The following is an 18,587-nucleotide window of genomic DNA, read 5'->3' on the forward strand; positions in this document are numbered from 1 at the left end:
CCATGGCCCTGCCCGCGATCGCCGCCTACCCCCTGCCCCGCCCGGACGAGCTGCCCGCCAACCGTGTCGCCTGGACCGTCGACCCCGCGCGCGCCGTGCTCCTCGTCCACGACCTCCAGCACCACTTCCTGGACAAGTACCCGGAGGGCGCCGAGCCGTTGACCGGCTTGATCGACAACACCGCCCGTCTCCTCAAGGAGAGCCGCGCGCTCGGCGTCCCCGTCGTCTATTCCACCCAGCGCGGCGGCCAGACGCCCGAGGAGCGCGGGCTCCAGCTCGACTTCTGGGGGCCCGGCGTCGCGGACGATCCCGCGGCGCTCGCCGTGCCGGAGGCCGTCGCCCCGGAGGACGGGGACACCGTCCTCACCAAGTGGAAGTACAGCGCCTTCGTCCGCACCGAACTGGAGGCGCTGATGCGGGCATCGGGGCGCGACCAGCTCGTGATCGTCGGCGTCTACGCCCACATCGGCGTGCTCATCAGCGCCGCCGACGCGTGGATGCGCGACATCCAGGCGTTCGTCGTCGCCGACGCCGTCGCCGACTTCACCCGCGACGACCACGACATGGCCCTGCGCTGGGCCGCCGGCCGCTGCGCCGTCGTCACCACCACCGACGCGCTCATCGAGGAGGTACGCGCCGCATGACCACCACCCTCACCGTCGAGCGGATCCGCGCCGACGTCGCCGACTGCCTCGGCGAGGACCCCGCCGACATCCCCGTCGACGAGAATCTCGTCGACCACGGCCTCGACTCCGTCCGCATCATGACCCTCCTGGAACGCTGGCGCCGCGACCACGGTGTCGAGACGTCCTTCGTCGACCTCGCCGAGAAGCCCGCCGTCGACGCCTGGGCCGCGCTGCTCGGGGTGGTGCCCTCATGACCGTGCTGACCGGCCACGACACCGCCACCGTGGCCGCCCGGGACCGCGTCCTCCCGCTCACCGCCGCCCAGTCCGGCATGTGGTTCGCGCAGGCGCTCGACCCGCTCAGCCCCGCGCAGAACACCGCCGAGTACCTGGAGATCGACGGCGCGCTCGACCCCGAGGTCTTCGCCGCCGCGCTGCGCCACGTCGTCACCGAGGCCGACGCCTTGCGCGTATGCGTCGAGGAGACCCCGGACGGGCCGCGCCAGCGCGTCCGCGCCACCGTCGACCTGCCGCTCACCGTGCGCCAGGACCTGACCACCGACGAGGCCCTCGCCTGGATGCGCGACGACCTCGCCCGCCCCTGCGACCTGAGCGCCGGACCGCTCTTCGCGCACGCCCTGTTCCGGGTGGGGGAGCGGCGCTGGCTCTGGTATCAGCGCGTCCACCACCTCGTCATCGACGGCTTCGGCCACTCCCTGCTCGTCCGCCGCACCGCCGAGGTCTACTCGGCGCTCGTCCGCTCCACGGACCCCGGTCCCCGTCCCTTCGCGGGCCTCGCCGACCTGCTCGCGCTGGACGCCGAATACCGGGCCTCCGACGCGTTCGCCGCCGACCGGGACCACTGGAGCTCCGCGTTCGGGGACCGTCCGGAGGCGTCGCGCCTCGCGGGCCGTGGCGCCCTCGCGTCGCACACCTTCCGCCGCCGTACGACGCTCCTGCCGCCGGAGACGACGGAACGCCTCCGTGACCTCGCCACCCGTACCCGCGCGACCTGGCCCGACGTCCTCATCGCCGCCCAGGCCCTCTACACGGCGCGCGCCACCGGCCGCCGCGAGGTCGTCCTCGGCGTCCCCATGATGGGCCGCATGGGCTCGGTCGCCCTGCGCGTCCCCGGCATGGTCATGAACGTCCTGCCGCTGCGCCTGACCCTCGCACCGGACGCGACCTTCACCCAGCTCGTACGCCACGTCGTGCTCGGCATCCGGGAGCTGCGGCGCCACCAGCGCTACCGCTACGAGGACATCCGCCGCGACCTGGGCCTCCTCGGCGAGAACCGGGGCCTCGCCGGCCCCCTCGTGAACGTCATGCCGTTCGACTACGCCACCGACTTCGCCGGCGCCCCGGCCCGCGCCCACAACCTCTCCGCCGGACCGGTCGACGACCTCACCGTCAACATCTACGACCGCGCCGACGGCCACGGCCTGCGCATCGACCACGACGGCAACCCGGCCCTCTACGAGGACGCCGACCTCGCCGCGCACCAGACCCGCCTCGTCCACCTCCTGCACCGCCTCACCGAGACGGACCCCGACACCACCCCGCTCGACACGCACACCATCGCGACACCGGCCGAACTCTCGCTGGTCCTGGACGAGTTCAACCGCACGGAACGCGCCCTGCCCCCGACGACCCTCATCGGCCCGATCGGCGCGCAGGCCGCCCGCACCCCGGACGCGGTGGCGCTCGTCCACGGCGGCACGTCCCTCACCTACGCCGCACTCGACGCCCGCGCCAACCAACTGGCCCGTCACCTCCAGCGCCTCGGCGCCCGCCCCGGCGAGGTCGTCGCGGTGTCCGTGCCGCGCTCCGTCGAGCTGATCGTCGCCCTGCTCGCCGTCCTCAAGGCGGGCGCCGCCTACCTGCCGCTCGACCCGGACTACCCCGAGCAGCGCCTCGCCCACATGCTCGGCGACGCCCGGCCGGTGTGCGCCGTCACCGACCACGCGGACCGCCTCCCGGCCGACGGCACCGGGACCCCGCTCGTCGTCCTCGACGGCCTGGACGTCTCCTCGTACGCCACCACCGAACCGGCGCGCGCGCTGACCCCGGCCCACCCGGCCTACGTCATCTACACCTCGGGTTCGACCGGCCGCCCCAAGGGCGTCGTCGTGCCGCACTCGGCGATCGACAACCGGCTGCGGTGGATGCAGGACGCCTACCCGATCGGGCCGGACGACCGGGTGCTGCAGAAGACGCCGTCGTCGTTCGACGTGTCCGTGTGGGAGTTCTTCTGGCCGCTGCGGCAGGGCGCGACGCTCGTCATGGCGGACCCCGGCGGCCACAAGGACCCGGCCTACCTGTCCCGGGTGATCCGCGAACAGGCTGTCACCACCTGCCACTTCGTACCGTCGATGCTCCAGGTGTTCCTGGCGGAGGGCGACGGGTGCGGGGCCGCCCTGCGCCGCGTCTTCTGCAGCGGGGAGGCGCTGGCGCGCGAGACGGCGAGCGCGTTCGCCCGCGCGCTGCCCGGCGTCGAGCTGCACAACCTGTACGGGCCGACCGAGGCCGCCGTCGACGTGACCTACCACGCCTGCGCGCCGGACGGCGAGGGCCCGGTCCCCCTCGGCCGCCCCGTCTGGAACACCCGCCTGTACGTCCTCGACCCGGCGGGCCGCCCGTGCCCTCCGGGCGTCACGGGTGAGCTGTACCTGGCCGGACGGCAGCTGGCGGACGGCTATCTCGACCGCCCCGAACTCACCGCCGAACGCTTCGTCCCCGACCCCTTCCGCGGCGGCCGGATGTACCGCACCGGCGACCTCGCCCGCTGGACCGAGCACGGCGAGGCCGAATACCTCGGCCGCACCGACCACCAGGTCAAACTGCGCGGCCAGCGCATCGAACTCGGCGAGATCGAGGCCGCCCTCGCGGCGCTCGACGGGGTCGACGGTGCCTGCGCCCTCGTCCGCGACGACCGCCTCGTCGGCTACGTGACCGGCGGCGCCCCCGAACCGGCGGCGATGCGCGCCGCCCTGGCCCGGGAACTCCCCGAACACATGGTCCCGTCGGCGATCGTCCCGCTTCCGGCGTTCCCGCTCAGCCCCAACGGCAAGCTGGACCGCGGCGCGCTCCCCGCCCCGGTCTTCACCGGCGGCGCGGGCACGTCCCGCCGCCCCGCGAACCCTCGCGAGGCGACCCTGACGACCCTCTTCGCCGAGGTCCTCGGCGTCGAACGGGCCGGCCCCGACGACGCCTTCTTCGACCTCGGCGGCACCTCGCTCCTCGCCGTCCGCCTGATCGCCCGCGTCCGCGAGGAGCTCGGCGCGGAGCTGACCATCGGCTCCCTCTTCGAGGCCCCCACCCCGGCCGCGCTCGCCGCCCGCATCGCCTCGTCGGCCCCCGTCGCGGGCGACGCCCTGGACGTACTCCTGCCCCTGCGGACGCGCGGCGAGCGCCCGCCCCTCTTCGCGATCCACCCGGCGGGCGGCATCTCCTGGTGCTACGCGGGCCTCACCGCGCGCCTCGACCACGACCAGCCGGTCCACGGCGTCCAGGCGCGCGGCCTGACCACGGACGACCCGCTGCCCACCACCCTGTGGGAACAGGCGGCCGACTACGTGACCCGCATCCGCGCCGTCCGTCCGCACGGCCCCTACCGGCTGCTCGGCTGGTCCGTCGGCGGCATCCTCGCGCACACCGTCGCCGTCCTGCTCCAGGAGGCGGGCGAAGAGGTCGACCTCCTCGCGCTCCTGGACGCCTTCCCCGCCGAACAATGGCGCGAGCGCCCCGCCCCGGAGGAGGGCGACGCGCTCACGGCGGTCCTGCGCATGGCGGGCTTCGAACGCTCCACGGAACGTACCCGCGACGACGTCCTCGCCACCCTCCGCAAGGCGGGCAGCCCGCTGGCGGGCCTCACCGACTCGACCCTCTCCCGCATCGTCGACATCGTCCCGAACCACGCCCGCATGATGCGCGCCCACACCCACCGCCGCTACGAGGGCGACATCCTGTTCTTCACGGCGGCGGCCCCGCGTCCCGAAACCTGGCTGACCAGGCAGGCGTGGCGCCCGCACGTGAGCGGAGAGGTGCTGAACCACGATCTGCCGTGCACGCACCCGGAGTTGCTGCGGGACGAGCACACGGAGGTGATCGCGCAGGCCGTGTCGGCCCGTCTGGACGAACTGGCGGTGAGGGAGAGCTGAGGTCCTGGCTCCGTGGGGCGGCCCGGCGAGCGGCGCGACGTGCTGCCCGTGTCGCTGTACGGCCTGGTGAGAGCGGAGCGAGCCTAAGCTCACGCGTGACGCATTGTTGCCCGACGAGGAGAGTCGACGGAGACATGAGTGACGACCAGCTGACCGTGAGCGTCCTGGGCACCGGGATCATGGGCGCGGGGATGGCCCGCAACATCGCGCGCGCCGGGCACACCGTCCGCGCCTGGAACCGCAGCCGCGACAAGGCGGAACCGCTGACCGCCGACGGCGTGCACGTCGCCGGCACCCCGGCCGAGGCGGTCGCGGACGCCGACGTGATCCTGACGATGCTCTACGACGGCCCGGCCGCCCTGGAGGTGATGCGCCAGGCCGCCGACGGCCTGCGCCCGGGTGCGGCGTGGATGCAGTCGACCACGGCGGGCCTGGACGGCCTGACCGACCTGGCCGACTTCGCCACCGCCCACGGCCTGGTCCTCTTCGACGCGCCGGTGCTCGGCACCCGCCAGCCCGCGGAATCCGGCGACCTGCTGGTCCTCGCGGCGGGCCCGAGCGCCTACCGGGACGCGGTGACGCCCGTCTTCGACGCGGTCGGCGCCCGCACGGTGTGGACCGGCGAGGACGGCGCCGCCGGGTCCGCCACCCGCCTCAAGCTCGTGGCCAACAGCTGGGTCCTGGCCGCCACCAACGCGGCCGGCGAGGTCCTCGCCCTCTCCAAGGCGCTGGGCGTCGACCCGCAGCACTTCTTCGACGCCATCGCGGGCGGCGGCCTCGACCTCCCCTACCTCCGCCTCAAGGCGGGCCTCGTCCTGGACGACAAGCTGACCCCGGCCCAGTTCGCCGTCACCACCGCCGCGAAGGACGCCCGCCTCATCGTCGAGGCGGGCCGCCGCCACGGCGTCCGCCTGGACGTGGCAGAGGCGAGCGAGGCCCGCCTGACCCGAGCGGCGCAACAGGGCCACGGCGACGAGGACATGGCGGCGGCGTACTTCGCCTCGTTCGACAAGGACGCCGGCGAGGGATGACGCCTCGGCGCCGGGTCGTCTAGAGGCGCGGGATCTCGATCGCCGGGCAGCGGTCCATCACCATGTCCAGGCCCGCCGCCCGCGTGCGCGCGTACGCCTCCTCGTCGATGACGCCGAGCTGGAACCAGACGGCCTTCGCGCCGATGGTGACGGCTTCGGCGGCGACGGGGCCCGCGAGGTCGCTGTTGACGAAGACGTCGACCACGTCGACCGGGAAGGGGATGGCGTCGAGGGAGGGGTAGCCCTGTTCGCCGTGGACCGTCCCGGCCTTGGGGTGGACGGGGACGATCCGCTTGCCGAAGCGTTGCAGGACGGCGGCTACCCCGTAGGCGGCGCGTGCCTGGTTGGAGGAGAGTCCGACGACTGCCCAGGTGTCGCCGGACTCGGTGAGGATCTTCCGGATGGTGGCTTGATCGGCGTACATGCTGGCTCCCTACCGCCGTGGCGCGGAACGTTCCGTCACCGGGGTCAACCAGGACAGGGCGTGACGGATTCCGGGGTGGGGGCGTCGACGCCCATGACATCCGGTCCCGGAGCACCCGGAGCAGTGGGTGGTCCGCCGCCCGCTGAGAGCCTGTGTCACAGCCCCGGCCGGACGCGCCTCAGCCGACGTGTACACGGGGCCTGCGGCGCGGGTCGGGTTCCGCTCTGCGCAGTACCTCCCGGGTGACCGGGGCCACCTCGCCGTCGCCGAAGACGAGGAAGCGCAGCAGGTGGCTGACGGGGTGGCCCTCGGTCCAGTTGAAGTAGGCGTGCGGGACCTCACCGGTGCGGTCGCGCAGGTCCATCAGGACCGCGGCCGCCGTGTTGGGGACGCCGGGGCCGTGCACGCGCAGGCGGCGCACCCCGTGTTTCTCGTCGCCGTGCACGGTCAGGTCCTCGGTGAAGTCGGAGGAGTCCTGGACGAAGATCTCGAGGAACAGCACCGGGCCGCCCTCCGGGATATGGGTGGCCTCGCGCTGGGCGTACTCCTTGTCGCGGTAGGCGGCGGTGCTGTGTTCCTGGGGCTCGTTGGCGATGAGCCGGAGCGGGCCGTGCGCCGCCGCCTCGTCGACGAGGCGGGTGGCCGCGTCGTCGTAGGCGACCGCGCCCGCGCGCAGTTCGAAGGCGCGGTGCACGCGGGAGGCGAAGGAGGAGAGGAGGATCGCCACGATGAAGATCGCGGCGATCTTGATGCCGTCGGGGCGTTCGACGACGTTCGTGACCAGGGTGTAGGCGAACACCGCCGTGATCGTGCCGAAGCCGATCGCGGCCCGGCGGTGACCGTGCCGGTGCACGGCGACCGTGGAGGCGAAGGACGCGGACAGCATGAGGACGAGGACGCCGGTGGCGTAGGCGCCGGACTGGTCGTCGACGTTCGCGTTGAACCACAGGGTGATGGCGACCGCCGCCGCCATGAAGGTGAGGACGAGGGGGCGGACGGCCCGCGTCCATTCGGGGGCCATGCCGTAGCGCGGCAGGTAGCGGGGGACGAGGTTGAGCAGGCCGGCCATCGCGGAGGCGCCCGCGAACCACAGGATGCAGATGGTCGACACGTCGTAGACCGTGCCGAAACCCTCGCCGAGATACGTGTGAGCGAGGTAGGCGAGGGCGCGGCCGTTCGCCGAGCCGCCCGACTCGAACTCCTTCTGCGGGATGAGGATCGTCGTCGCGAGGCTCGACAGGAGCAGGAAGCCGCTCATGATCAGCGCGGCGGTGGTGAGCAGCTTGCGGGTCTCCCTTACGCGGCCCGCCGGCTTCTCGAAGGTGTCCGTCCTGTCGCCCCTGACCTGCGGCATCACCGCCACACCCGTCTCGAAGCCGGACATGCCGAGCGCCAGCTTCGGGAAGACGAGCAGCGCGACCCCGATCATCACGAACGGCGAGGAGTGCTCGGCCGTCATCGCGTCCCACCAGTTGCCGACCTTCACCGGCGCGGTCAGGACGTGGGCGGCGGCCGTCGCGAGCACGACGACGTTCAGGGTCAGGTAGGCGGCCACGAGGACGACCGCGACCCGGATCGCCTCCTGGAAGCCCTTCAGGAACACCGCGCCGAGCGCCGCGAGCAGCACCAGGGTGATCCAGGTGTTCGCGCCGTCCAGCGAGGCGGGCGCGAACGGGTTCTCCACGACGTGGGCCGCCGCGTCCGCCGCCGACAACGTGATGGTGATCATGAAGTCGGTGGCGGCGAAGCCGAGGAGCACCAGGACGAACAGCTTCCCCGCCCACCAGGGAAGAAGCCGTTCCAGCATCGCGATGGAGCCCTCACCGTGCGGCGACTCCTTCGCGACCCTGCGGTAGACCGGCAGCGCGCCGAGGAGGGTGAGGGCGATCAGGACGAGCGTCGCGAGCGGTGACAGCAGCCCGGCCGCGAGGGCCGCGATGCCCGGCTGGTAGCCGAGTGTGGAGAAGTAGTCCACACCTGTCAGACACATGACGCGCCACCACGTGTGACCCTCGTGCTCCGCGGGTGCGTGTGCGTGCGGTCCCTGGTGGCGGGCCGTCCGGTCGGTCAGCCCCTCCAGGAGCCAGGCGCGCCAGCGGGGCGTGGGCGGCGCCGGGTGCTCGGTCTGGGTGCCGGTCATGTGGCGATGCCTTCTGTTCGGCGGACGTGTGTGGACGTGTAGTGACGCGTGCGGACGTATAACAACGTATGGGTACGTATGAGGACGTATATGGATGTGTGTGGCTGGCCTCCGCCGCCCGGGCGGCAGAGGCGACGTGCGAGTATCCACCACATCGTCACCCGCACATCGGGCGGGGGCGAACCCGGCCGCACCTGCGCATACGCTGGGGTGATGCAGGACGAGTACCGCACCGTGGCCCGTGAGGGCGTACACGAGACAGAGATCAGCCGCTCCCGGTTCCTGTGCGCGCTCGCGCCCGCCGCGACGGAGGAGGAGGCACAGGCCTTCGTCGCCCGCGTCCGCAAGGAACACCCGGCGGCGAACCACAACTGCTTCGCGTACGTCATCGGCGCCGACGCCTCCGTGCAGAAGGCGAGCGACGACGGCGAGCCGGGCGGGACGGCGGGCGTCCCGATGCTCCAGATGCTGACGCGCCGCGAGATGCGGTACGTCGTCGCGGTCGTCACCCGGTACTTCGGCGGGGTGAAGCTGGGCGCGGGTGGGCTCATCCGGGCGTACGGCGGCGCGGTGGGGGAGGCCCTCGACGCGCTCGGCACGGTGACGCGCCGCCGGTTCCGGCTCGCCACGGTGACCGTCGACCACGCCCGCGCCGGAAAGATGGAGAACGACCTGCGGTCCACGGGCCGTGAGGTGCGCGACGTCCGCTACGCGGAGCGGGTGACGATCGAGGTCGGGCTGCCCGAGGGGGACGTGGAGCGGTTCCGGGCCTGGCTCGCGGACGTGAGCGCGGGCACCGCGGGCTTCGAGCTCGGCGGCGAGGCGTACGGCTGAGCGTTCAACTCCTTACGAACTGGCCCGGAAATCGGGTTCGTTGGGCTTTGTTGGGTTCATCTCTTGACGCCTGTGGTGCAGACCTTTAGGTTCCCGTTCGCCACAGCTTCATGAATACGCCCACTGTTCACTCACATGAACAGCAACCCCCCATCGACGGCCGCGTGCCGGCCCCCATGAAGGGCTGTGAACCCCCCTATGTCCAGCACGTCCAGACTCCTCCGCGGCGCCCTCGCCACCGCACTGCTCACCGCCTCGGCGGGCGCGCTCGCCGCGAGCCCCGCCTCCGCCGCCACCGGCACCATCACCGGCCTCGCCGGAAAGTGCCTCGACGTGGCGGCCGCCAGTTCCGCCAATGGCGCCGCCGTCCAGCTCTACGACTGCAACGGCACCGCCGCCCAGCAGTGGACCGTCGGCTCCAACGGGACGATCCGCGCCCTCGGCAAGTGCCTTGACGTCAAGGACAATGCGACCGCCGACGGCGCCAGACTCCAGCTCTGGGACTGCGCGGGCAGCGCCAACCAGAAGTGGACCGTCTCCGCCGCCCGCGACCTCGTCGGCCAGCAGTCCGGCAAGTGTGCCGACGTCACCGGCAACACCTCGGCCAACGGCACCCCCGTCCAGATCTGGAGCTGTACCGGCGCCGCCAACCAGAAGTGGACCGCGCCCACCGGCGGCGGCACGGCCCCCGCCGCGCCGATGGCCGTCGCCCCGTACCTCTACAACGGCTGGGGCAACACGCCGGACCCGGTCACCATCATGAACGCGACCGGCGTCAAGTGGTTCACCCTCGCCTTCGTGCTCAGCAACGGCGGTTGCAACCCCCAGTGGGACGGCGGCCGCCCGCTCACCGGCGGCGTCGACCAGCAGACGATCACCAAGGTGCGGACCAACGGCGGCGACGTCATCCCCTCCTTCGGCGGCTACAGCGGCAACAAGCTGGAGAGCTCCTGCACCAGCGCCTCCGCGCTCGCGGGCGCCTACCAGAAGGTGATCGACGCGTACGGGCTCAAGGCCATCGACATCGACCTCGAAGCCGACGCGTACAGCAACCCGACCGTGCAGCAGCGCACCGTCGACGCGCTGAAGACGGTCAAGGCGAAGAACCCCGGCATCAAGGTGATCGTCACCATCGGCACCGACACGTCCGGGCCCGACACCAGCCTCATCAACCGGGCCGCCAACTCCGGTCTCACCGTGGACAGCTGGACCATCATGCCGTTCGACTTCGGCGGCGCGGGACAGAACATGGGGACCCTGACGACCCGCGCGGCGGAGGGCCTCAAGAACGCCCTCAAGAACGCGTACGGCTACAGCGACGACCAGGCCTACCGGGACATGGGCATCTCCTCCATGAACGGCATCACCGACGTGGGCGAGACCGTCACCCCCGCCGACTTCCAGACCATCCTCGGCTACGCGCAGCAGCACCACCTCGCGCGCCTGACGTTCTGGTCGGCCAACCGCGACCGGCCCTGCCCGTCCGGTTACCCGAACGACGACACCTGCTCGGGCGTGAGCCAGAGCAGCTGGCAGTTCACCGGCATCTTCGCCAAGTACACCGGCTGACCCCCGCGCCTGCCCAGGAGAGCCCTGTGTCCAGATCCGTCATACCCAGAGCGTTCGCCGTCGTCGCGCTCGCCGCCACCGCCGTGACCGGCGTCGAGTTCGCCGCCCCGGCCCCGGCCGGTGCCCAGTCGACGGCCGCCGCCGCGCTCCCCACCGGCTCCACCACCGTCGTCGGCAAGGGCAGCGGCAAGTGCGTCGACGCCCGCGCCGCCGCCAGTGCCGACGGCACCGTCGTGCAGCAGTACGCGTGCAACGGCAGCGCCGCCCAGAACTGGCAGCTCGTGCCGACCAGCGGCGGTTACTACCGCATCAACAGCAACCTCGACGCGAACAAGGCGTGGGACGTCACGGACGTCTCCACCGCCGACTCCGCGCCCGTCCAGCTGTGGACGTACTCCGGCGGGAACAACCAGCAGTGGCTGCCCGTCGCGGAGTCCGACGGCGCGTACCACTTCGTCAACCGCAACAGCGGCAAGTGCCTCGACGTCCCCGGTGCCTCCGCCGCCGACAGCGTGCAGCTCGCGCAGTACACCTGCAACGGCACGGGCGCGCAGTCCTTCCGGCTCGGTGGGGATACGACCAACCCGCCGGGCACCCCGGACTTCGGGCCGAACGTGACGGTCTTCGACCCGTCGATGTCGGCCTCCAACATCCAGTCGAAGCTGAACTCCGTCTTCGCCCAGCAGCAGACCAACCAGTTCGGCTCGGCCCGCCAGGCGCTGCTCTTCAAGCCGGGCACGTACAGCGCCGACGCCAACGTCGGCTTCTACACGCAGGTCGCCGGGCTCGGCCTCTCGCCCGACGACGTGACGATCGACGGCTCCGTGCACGCCGAGGCCGACTGGTTCCAGGGCAACGCCACGCAGAACTTCTGGCGCGACGCCGAGAACCTGTCGGTCAACCCGACCGGCGGCACCGACCGCTGGGCCGTCTCGCAGGCCGCCCCGTACCGGCGGATGCACGTACGCGGCAACCTCGCGCTCGACGACGGCGGCTGGTCCAGCGGCGGCTTCATCTCCGACACCAAGATCGACGGGCAGATCCGGTCCGGCTCCCAGCAGCAGTTCCTCACCCGCAACTCGCAGATGGCGAGCTGGTCCGGGTCCAACTGGAACATGGTCTTCGTCGGCGACCAGGGGGCACCCGCCCAGTCCTTCCCGACGTACACCACCGTCGCCTCCACCCCGACCGTCCGCGAGAAGCCCTTCCTCTACGTGGACAGCGCGGGCGCCTACAAGGTGTTCGTCCCGGCGCTGCGGTCGAACTCCGTCGGCACGACATGGAGCGGGAAGACCCCGGCGGGTACGTCGCTCCCGCTCGACCAGTTCTTCATCGTCAAGCCCGGCGCCACCGCCGCCGACATGAACGCGGCCCTCGCAGCGGGCAAGAACCTGCTGGTCACCCCGGGTGTCTACCACCTCAACCAGACGATCAACGTCACCCGCCCCGACACCGTGGTGCTCGGCATGGGGCTCGCCACTCTGGTGCCGGACGGCGGGATCACCGCCCTCACCACCGCCGACGTGGACGGCATCCAGCTGGCGGGCCTCCTGATCGACGCGGGCACCACGAACTCCGACACGCTCGTACGGATCGGCCCGGCCGGCGCCTCCGGCGACCATGCGGCCAACCCCGTCCAGCTGACCGACTTCTTCGTCCGGATCGGCGGCGCCACCAACGGCAGGGCGACGAACTCCGTCGTGATCAACAGCCCGGACACGGTCATCGACCACACCTGGATCTGGCGCGCCGACCACGGCAACGGCGGCACGGTCGGCTGGAACACCAACACCGCCGACACCGGACTCATCGTCAACGGCGCCGACGTCACGGCGTACGGGCTCTTCGTCGAGCACTTCCAGAAGACCCAGGTCCTCTGGAACGGCAACGGCGGCCGCACGTACTTCTTCCAGAACGAGATGCCCTACGACCCGCCGAACCAGGCCGCCTGGATGAACGGCAGCGGCAAGGGCTACCCCGCCTACAAGGTCGCCGCCTCCGTCACCAGCCACGAGGCGTGGGGGCTCGGCAGCTACTGCTACTTCAGCACCAACCCCGGTGTCGTCGCCGACCGCGCCTTCGAGGTGCCGAACACCTCCGGGGTCCGGTTCCACGACATGGTGACCGTCTCGCTCGGCGGCACCGGCACCATCAGCCACGTCATCAACACCACGGGAGGGCCCTCCAACTCCGGATCGAACGTCGCCTATCTCACCAACTACCCGTAAGCCGCAAACCTCACGGAAGGGAAGAACAGGCGATGTATCGACACATAAGACTCATGCTTCTGGCGCTCGTGGCCCTGCTCGGCCTCGCCGCGCCACCGGCCGCCGCCCACCCGGGCGGTACCACGGCGGCCGCCGCCCCCTTCAAGGTGCTCGGCCTCTACAGCGGCACCTGGGACGCGGCCCACATCGACTTCGAGAAGGAGGCCAACGACTGGTTCCCCAAGCAGGGTGCCGCCAACGGCTTCACCTACACCGCCAGCAATGACTGGAACCTCCTCGCCAACGGGGGCGTCAACGCCTACCAGGTCGTCCTCTTCCTCGACGACCTGCCGCAGACCGCCGCCCAGCGCACCGGGTTCGAGCAGTACATGCGCGGCGGCGGCGCCTTCATGGGCTTCCACGTCTCCGCGTTCACCACGGACGCGGCGAGCTGGTCCTGGTACCACAACCAGTTCCTCGGCAGCGGCAACTTCAAGTCCAACACCTGGGGCCCGACCTCCGCGACCCTCAAGGTCGAGGACCGCACCCACCCCTCCACCGCGAACCTGCCCGCCACGTTCACCTCGTCGGTCAGCGAGTGGTACAGCTGGTCCAACGACCTGCGGCAGAACCCCGACATCAAGATCCTCGCCTCGGTCGACCCCAGCAGCTTCCCGCTCGGCACCGATCCGAACCAGTCCTGGTACAGCGGCTACTACCCGATCCTGTGGACCAACACGAAGTACAAGATGCTCTACGCGAACTTCGGCCACAACGCGATGAACTACGACACCAACACCCGTACGTCGTCGACGTTCGCCAGCGCGACCCAGAACCGGTTCCTGCTCGACGGCCTCAAGTGGCTCGGCGGCGCGGGCTCCACCACCCCGCCGGACGACTCGCTCTCCGAGACGTCCTGGTACTCCCTGAAGAACGTCGGCAACGGCACCTGCGTCGACGTCCGCTCCGCCGCCACCGCCGACGGGACCGTCGTCCAGTAGTACGCCTGCAACGGCACCCAGGCGCAGCAGTTCCGGCTCGCCTCGACCGACGGCGGCTACCGGCGGATCGGGGTACGCCCCGCTCCGCAGCAGGTCATCGACGTGACCGACGTCTCCACGGCCGATGGCGCGCCGCTGCAGTTGTGGGCGTACGGCGGCGGGCAGAACCAGCAGTGGCTCCCGGTGAAGGAAGCCGCCGGGCGCTACCACTTCACCGCGCGGCACAGCGGCAAGTGCCTCACGGCGTCGGGCGCGGCGACCAACAGCGCGCAGCTCACGCAGCGGGCCTGCGACGGATCGGCGGCGCAGAGCTTCACGGTGAGCGCCACCTGACCGCCGGGTGACCGACCTCACGTGCGGGACGCCTGATCAGGGCGTTCCGCACGTGATGTCCGAACCAGCGGATAGCCTCGTGTCCCATGAGGCTGCTGCACACGTCCGACTGGCATCTGGGCCGCGCGTTCCATCGCGTGAGCATGCTCGACGCCCAGGCCACGTTCATCGGCCACCTCGTCACCACCGCGCGCGAGCGCGAGGTCGACGCGGTGGTCGTGTCGGGTGACGTGTACGACCGCGCCGTCCCGCCGCTCGCCGCCGTCGAGCTGTACGACGACGCGCTGCACCGCCTCGCCGGCCTCGGCGTGCCCACGGTGATGATCTCCGGGAACCATGACTCGGCCCGCCGTCTCGGCGTCGGCGCGGGGCTCATCGGCCGCGCCGGTATCCACCTCCGTACGGAACCGGGCCGCAGCGGCGAACCCGTCGTCCTGGCGGACGCCCACGGCGAGGTCGCCTTCTACGGCCTTCCCTACCTCGAACCGGCTCTGGTGAAGGACGAGTTCGGGGTGGCCAAGGCCGGGCACGAGCAGGTGCTCGGCGCCGCCATGGAGCGGGTCCGCGCCGACCTCGCCGGGCGCGCGCCCGGCACCCGCTCCGTCGTCCTCGCGCACGCCTTCGTCACCGGCGGCGCCCCGAGCGACAGCGAACGGGACATCACGGTGGGCGGCGTCGCGGCGGTCCCGGCCGGGGTCTTCGACGGCGTCGACTACGTCGCCCTCGGCCACCTCCACGGCAGCCAGGTCATCTCCGAGCGCGTCCGCTACTCCGGCTCGCCGCTCCCGTACTCCTTCTCCGAGGCCGATCACCGCAAGAGCATGTGGCTCGTCGACCTGGATGAGGCCGGGGCCGTCGCCGCCGAGCGGATCGACTGTCCCGTGCCCCGGGCGCTCGCCCGCATCCGTGGTGACCTCGACGACCTCCTCGCCGACCCGGACCTCACCGCCCACGAGGAGTCCTGGGTCGAGGCGACCCTCACCGACGAGATCCGGCCCGACGACCCGATGGCCCGCCTCGCCGAGCGCTTCCCGCACACCCTCAGCCTGCTCTTCGACCCGCGCCGCACCGAGTCGCGGCCCGACGCCACTTACGCCGAGCGCCTCAAGGGGCGCGACGACCACGAGATCGCGGAGGGCTTCGTGCGGCACGTCCGGGGCGCCGGGCCCGACGACGAGGAGCGCGCCGTGTTGCGGGCCGCGTTCGACGCCGTACGCACGGACGACGTGGTGCGCGAGGTCGCCCGGTGAGACTGCACACGCTGCGCGTCACCGCGTTCGGCCCGTTCGGCGCCGCCCAGAAGATCGACTTCGACGCCCTCTCGGCGGCCGGCCTCTTCCTGCTGCACGGCCCCACCGGTGCGGGCAAGACCTCCGTCCTCGACGCGGTCTGCTTCGCCCTGTACGGGTCCGTGCCCGGCGCCCGTCAGACCAGCGGCGGCCAGGGGCAGAATCTGCGCAGTGACCACGCCGAGCCCGGCGTCCGCACCGAGGTCGCCCTCGATCTGACCGTCGCCGGGCGCCGTCTGGAGCTGACCCGGCAGCCGCCGTTCGCCCGGCCCAAGAAGCGCGGCACCGGGTTCACCACGGAGAAGGCGCAGAGCTGGCTGCGCGAGTACGACGCCGTGACGGGGGAGTGGAAGGACCTCAGCCGCTCCCACCAGGAGATCGGCGAGGAGATCACGCAGCTGCTCGGCATGAGCAAGGACCAGTTCTGCCAGGTCGTGCTCCTGCCGCAGGGCGACTTCGCCCGGTTCCTGCGCGCCGATGCGGAGGCGCGCGGCAAGCTCCTCGGCCGGCTCTTCGACACGCACCGGTTCGCCGCCGTCGAGCAGCGGCTCGCGGACGACCGGCGCGGGGCCCAGCGGCAGGTCGAGGCGGGAGACGCGGAACTGCTCGCCGACGCGCACCGTATGCAGCAGGCCGCCGACGGCATCGTCGAACTCCCGCCCGTGGACGCCGCGCCCGGCGACCCCGGCCTCGCGGACGCCGTCCTGGCCTGGGCCGCGACCGCCCGCTCCGCCGCACGCGAGCACTACACGCACACCCACCTGGCGTTGGGCGCGGCCGAGTCCGCGCGCGGGGCGGCCCAGCGGGACCTGGCCGACGCCACCGAGACGGAGCGGCTCCAGCGCCGGCACGCGGAGGCCGAGGCGCGGGCCGCCGCGCTCGCCGACCGCGCCGCCGAACACGAGGCCGTCGAGGAACGGATGCGGCGGGCGCGCAAAGCGGAGACGGTCGCCCCGGCGCTGGCCCTCCGCGAGGCGGCCGAAGCGGAGCACCGGGAGGCGCAGACGCGTCAGGAGCAGGCCCGGCACGCGCTGGACGGCGAGGGATCCCCCGACACGGCGGCCCCGCCCGACGCGCTCGCCGACGCCGCCCGGCGCGTCGCCCTCGAACTGGGCGGACTCGCCTCCGCGCGGCGCGCCGAGCGCAGACTCGCCGAAGCCGCACACGAACGCGCCGGGCTCGACCGCGAGGAGCGCGCCGACACCGACCTGCTCGACGAGGCCGAGGCATGGCTCGCCGCCTGGGACACGCGCCGCGCCGCACTCCAGAGCCGGGTCGACGACGCCCAGGAGGCCGCGACCCGCGCCGAGCACCTCGCCGGACAGCTGGAGCCCGCACGCCGGCAGGCCCGCGCCGCCATGGAGCGCGACCGGCTCGCCGGCCGGGCGGAGGAAGCCGCCGCCGTCATGCTGGCCGCCCGCGAGGAGGCCGCCGCCGCGCACGAGCACTGGCTCGGCCTCAAGGAACAGCGCCTGCGCGACGTGGCCGCCGAACTGGCCGAGGCCCTCGTCGACGGCGCGCCCTGCACCGTCTGCGGGGCGACCGAACACCCCGCGCCGATGCGCAAGTCGGAGCAGCACGTCGACCGCGCCGCGGAGGAGCGCGCCCTCGCCGCCTACCGCACGGCCGAGACACGGCGCGGCGACACGGAGCGCGCCCTGTCCTCCGTCAGGGAGGAGCTGGCCGCCGCGAAGGCCGCCGCCGGGGACGGATCGGCGGAGCAACTCGCCGAGACCGTGCGGGACCTGGAGGTGCGACACGCCGAGGCGCGCACCGCCGCGTCCGGGCTGCACGCGGCCCGCGAGGCGCTCGCCCGCGCCGAGTCCGAGCACGCCCGGCGGCTCACCGACCGCCAGGAGGCCGCCACCCGCACCGCCGCCCGCGCCTCCACGCGCGAGGCGCTGGAGCGTGAACAGGCCCTGTTGGAGCGGGAGTTGAGCGAGGCGCGCGGCAGCGCCGGAAGCGTCGAGGAGCGCGCGGCCCAGCTGGAGCGGCAGGCGCAGCTGCTCACGGAGGCGGCCGACGCGGCCCGCGCCGTCGAGTCCACCGCGACCCGCCTCAAGGACGCGGACGCACGGCTCGCCGACGCCGCGTTCCGCGCCGGGTTCGACACGCCGCAGGACGCGGCCGCCGCCCTCGTCGACGACGCCGTCCACCGCGACCTGCAGCGCCGCCTCGACGCCTGGCAGTCGGAGCAGGCGGCGGTGCGCGCGATCCTCGCCGAGGAGGAGACCGTCGCGGCCTCGCACCGGCCGGCCGCCGACCTTCCCGGCGCCCGCGCCGCCGCCGACGCCGCCGACGCCCGCGTCCGGGCGGCGGGCTCCGCGCGGGACGCCGCCGCACGCCGCTGCGACGACCTCGACCGGCTCTCCCGGCGCACCGCCGCCGAGGCCCGCCGCCTCGGCCCGCTGCGCGCCACGTACAACCGCATCGCCCGGCTCGCCTCCCTCGCGGCCGGCACCTCCGCCGACAACGAGCGCAAGATGCGCCTGGAGTCCTACGTCCTGGCCGCCCGCCTCGAACAGGTCGCGGCGGCGGCGACGGCCCGCCTCCGCCGTATGTCCTCCGGGCGGTACACCCTGGTCCACTCCGACTCCCTCGCCGGACGCGGCCGTTCGGGACTCGGGCTGCACGTCGTCGACGCGTGGACGGGCCGCGAGCGCGACACGGCGACGCTCTCGGGCGGCGAGACGTTCTTCGCCTCCCTCGCCCTCGCGCTCGGCCTCGCGGACGTCGTCACCGACGAGGCGGGCGGCGTCCGCCTCGACACCCTCTTCATCGACGAGGGCTTCGGCAGCCTCGACGACCAGACCCTCGACGAGGTCCTAGACGTCCTGGACTCCCTGCGTGAACGGGACCGCAGCGTCGGCATCGTCAGCCACGTCGGCGATCTGCGCCGTCGGGTGCACGCGCAGCTTGAGGTGGTCAAGGGGCGGTCGGGGTCCGTGGTGCGGCAGCGCGGGGTGGAGTGACG

Annotated in this window: 11 protein-coding genes and 1 pseudogene; 10 read left to right on the forward strand and 2 right to left on the reverse strand. The window is 72.7% G+C overall.

What is annotated here, in order from left to right:
• Positions 1 to 2 precede the first annotated feature (2 nt).
• The 4 genes from C1N81_RS36925 to C1N81_RS36940 all read left to right on the forward strand — a co-directional run bounded on the left by C1N81_RS36925 (position 3) and on the right by C1N81_RS36940 (position 5,816).
• Positions 3 to 644 carry an isochorismatase family protein gene (locus tag C1N81_RS36925; protein WP_394435735.1) on the forward strand — a complete coding sequence of 214 codons (642 nt, stop codon included), beginning with the start codon at positions 3 to 5 and terminating at the stop codon, positions 642 to 644.
• Positions 641 to 880 carry a phosphopantetheine-binding protein gene (locus tag C1N81_RS36930; protein WP_394435736.1) on the forward strand — a complete coding sequence of 80 codons (240 nt, stop codon included), beginning with the start codon at positions 641 to 643 and terminating at the stop codon, positions 878 to 880. The genes C1N81_RS36925 and C1N81_RS36930 overlap by 4 nt, the downstream gene beginning before the upstream one ends.
• The gene (locus C1N81_RS36935) at positions 877 to 4,785 is read left to right on the forward strand and encodes an amino acid adenylation domain-containing protein (RefSeq protein ID WP_394435737.1); all 3,909 of its coding nucleotides are present in this window, start codon (positions 877 to 879) and stop codon (positions 4,783 to 4,785) included. Before C1N81_RS36930 ends, C1N81_RS36935 begins: the two co-directional genes overlap by 4 nt.
• Positions 4,786 to 4,919: 134 nt before the next feature.
• Positions 4,920 to 5,816 carry an NAD(P)-dependent oxidoreductase gene (locus C1N81_RS36940; protein ID WP_394435738.1) on the forward strand — a complete coding sequence of 299 codons (897 nt, stop codon included), beginning with the start codon at positions 4,920 to 4,922 and terminating at the stop codon, positions 5,814 to 5,816.
• 19 nt (positions 5,817 to 5,835) lie between these two features.
• Here the strand turns inward: C1N81_RS36940 and C1N81_RS36945 are convergent, their stop codons facing one another.
• Positions 5,836 to 6,240 (reverse strand): CoA-binding protein, encoded by a 405-nt coding sequence (locus C1N81_RS36945; protein WP_394435739.1) that lies wholly within the window; start codon positions 6,238 to 6,240, stop codon positions 5,836 to 5,838.
• A 178-nt stretch (positions 6,241 to 6,418) separates the two neighbouring features.
• Positions 6,419 to 8,380 (reverse strand): APC family permease, encoded by a 1,962-nt coding sequence (locus tag C1N81_RS36950; RefSeq protein ID WP_394435740.1) that lies wholly within the window; start codon positions 8,378 to 8,380, stop codon positions 6,419 to 6,421.
• Positions 8,381 to 8,593: 213 nt separating this feature from the next.
• Between C1N81_RS36950 and C1N81_RS36955 the strand changes: the two genes are divergently transcribed.
• From C1N81_RS36955 to C1N81_RS36980, 6 genes and pseudogenes are all read left to right on the forward strand, one after another.
• Positions 8,594 to 9,214: a YigZ family protein gene (locus tag C1N81_RS36955; protein WP_394435741.1), complete on the forward strand. Its 621-nt coding sequence runs from the start codon at positions 8,594 to 8,596 to the stop codon at positions 9,212 to 9,214.
• A 198-nt stretch (positions 9,215 to 9,412) separates the two neighbouring features.
• Entirely contained in the window at positions 9,413 to 10,783 is a 1,371-nt protein-coding gene (locus C1N81_RS36960; RefSeq protein ID WP_394435742.1) for a lectin, read from the forward strand.
• A 26-nt stretch (positions 10,784 to 10,809) separates the two neighbouring features.
• Positions 10,810 to 13,011, forward strand: coding sequence for an RICIN domain-containing protein (locus C1N81_RS36965; protein ID WP_394435743.1), 2,202 nt, complete (start codon positions 10,810 to 10,812; stop codon positions 13,009 to 13,011).
• Positions 13,012 to 13,043: 32 nt separating this feature from the next.
• A pseudogene (locus tag C1N81_RS36970) lies at positions 13,044 to 14,324 on the forward strand (ThuA domain-containing protein).
• An 86-nt stretch (positions 14,325 to 14,410) separates the two neighbouring features.
• A complete protein-coding gene (locus tag C1N81_RS36975) occupies positions 14,411 to 15,574 on the forward strand; it encodes an exonuclease SbcCD subunit D (RefSeq protein ID WP_394435744.1) in 1,164 nt (387 codons plus the stop codon).
• Positions 15,571 to 18,585 carry an AAA family ATPase gene (locus C1N81_RS36980; RefSeq protein WP_394435745.1) on the forward strand — a complete coding sequence of 1,005 codons (3,015 nt, stop codon included), beginning with the start codon at positions 15,571 to 15,573 and terminating at the stop codon, positions 18,583 to 18,585. Before C1N81_RS36975 ends, C1N81_RS36980 begins: the two co-directional genes overlap by 4 nt.
• Positions 18,586 to 18,587: the final 2 nt, after the last annotated feature.

It is taken from the genome of Streptomyces sp. SGAir0957 (assembly GCF_043523415.1).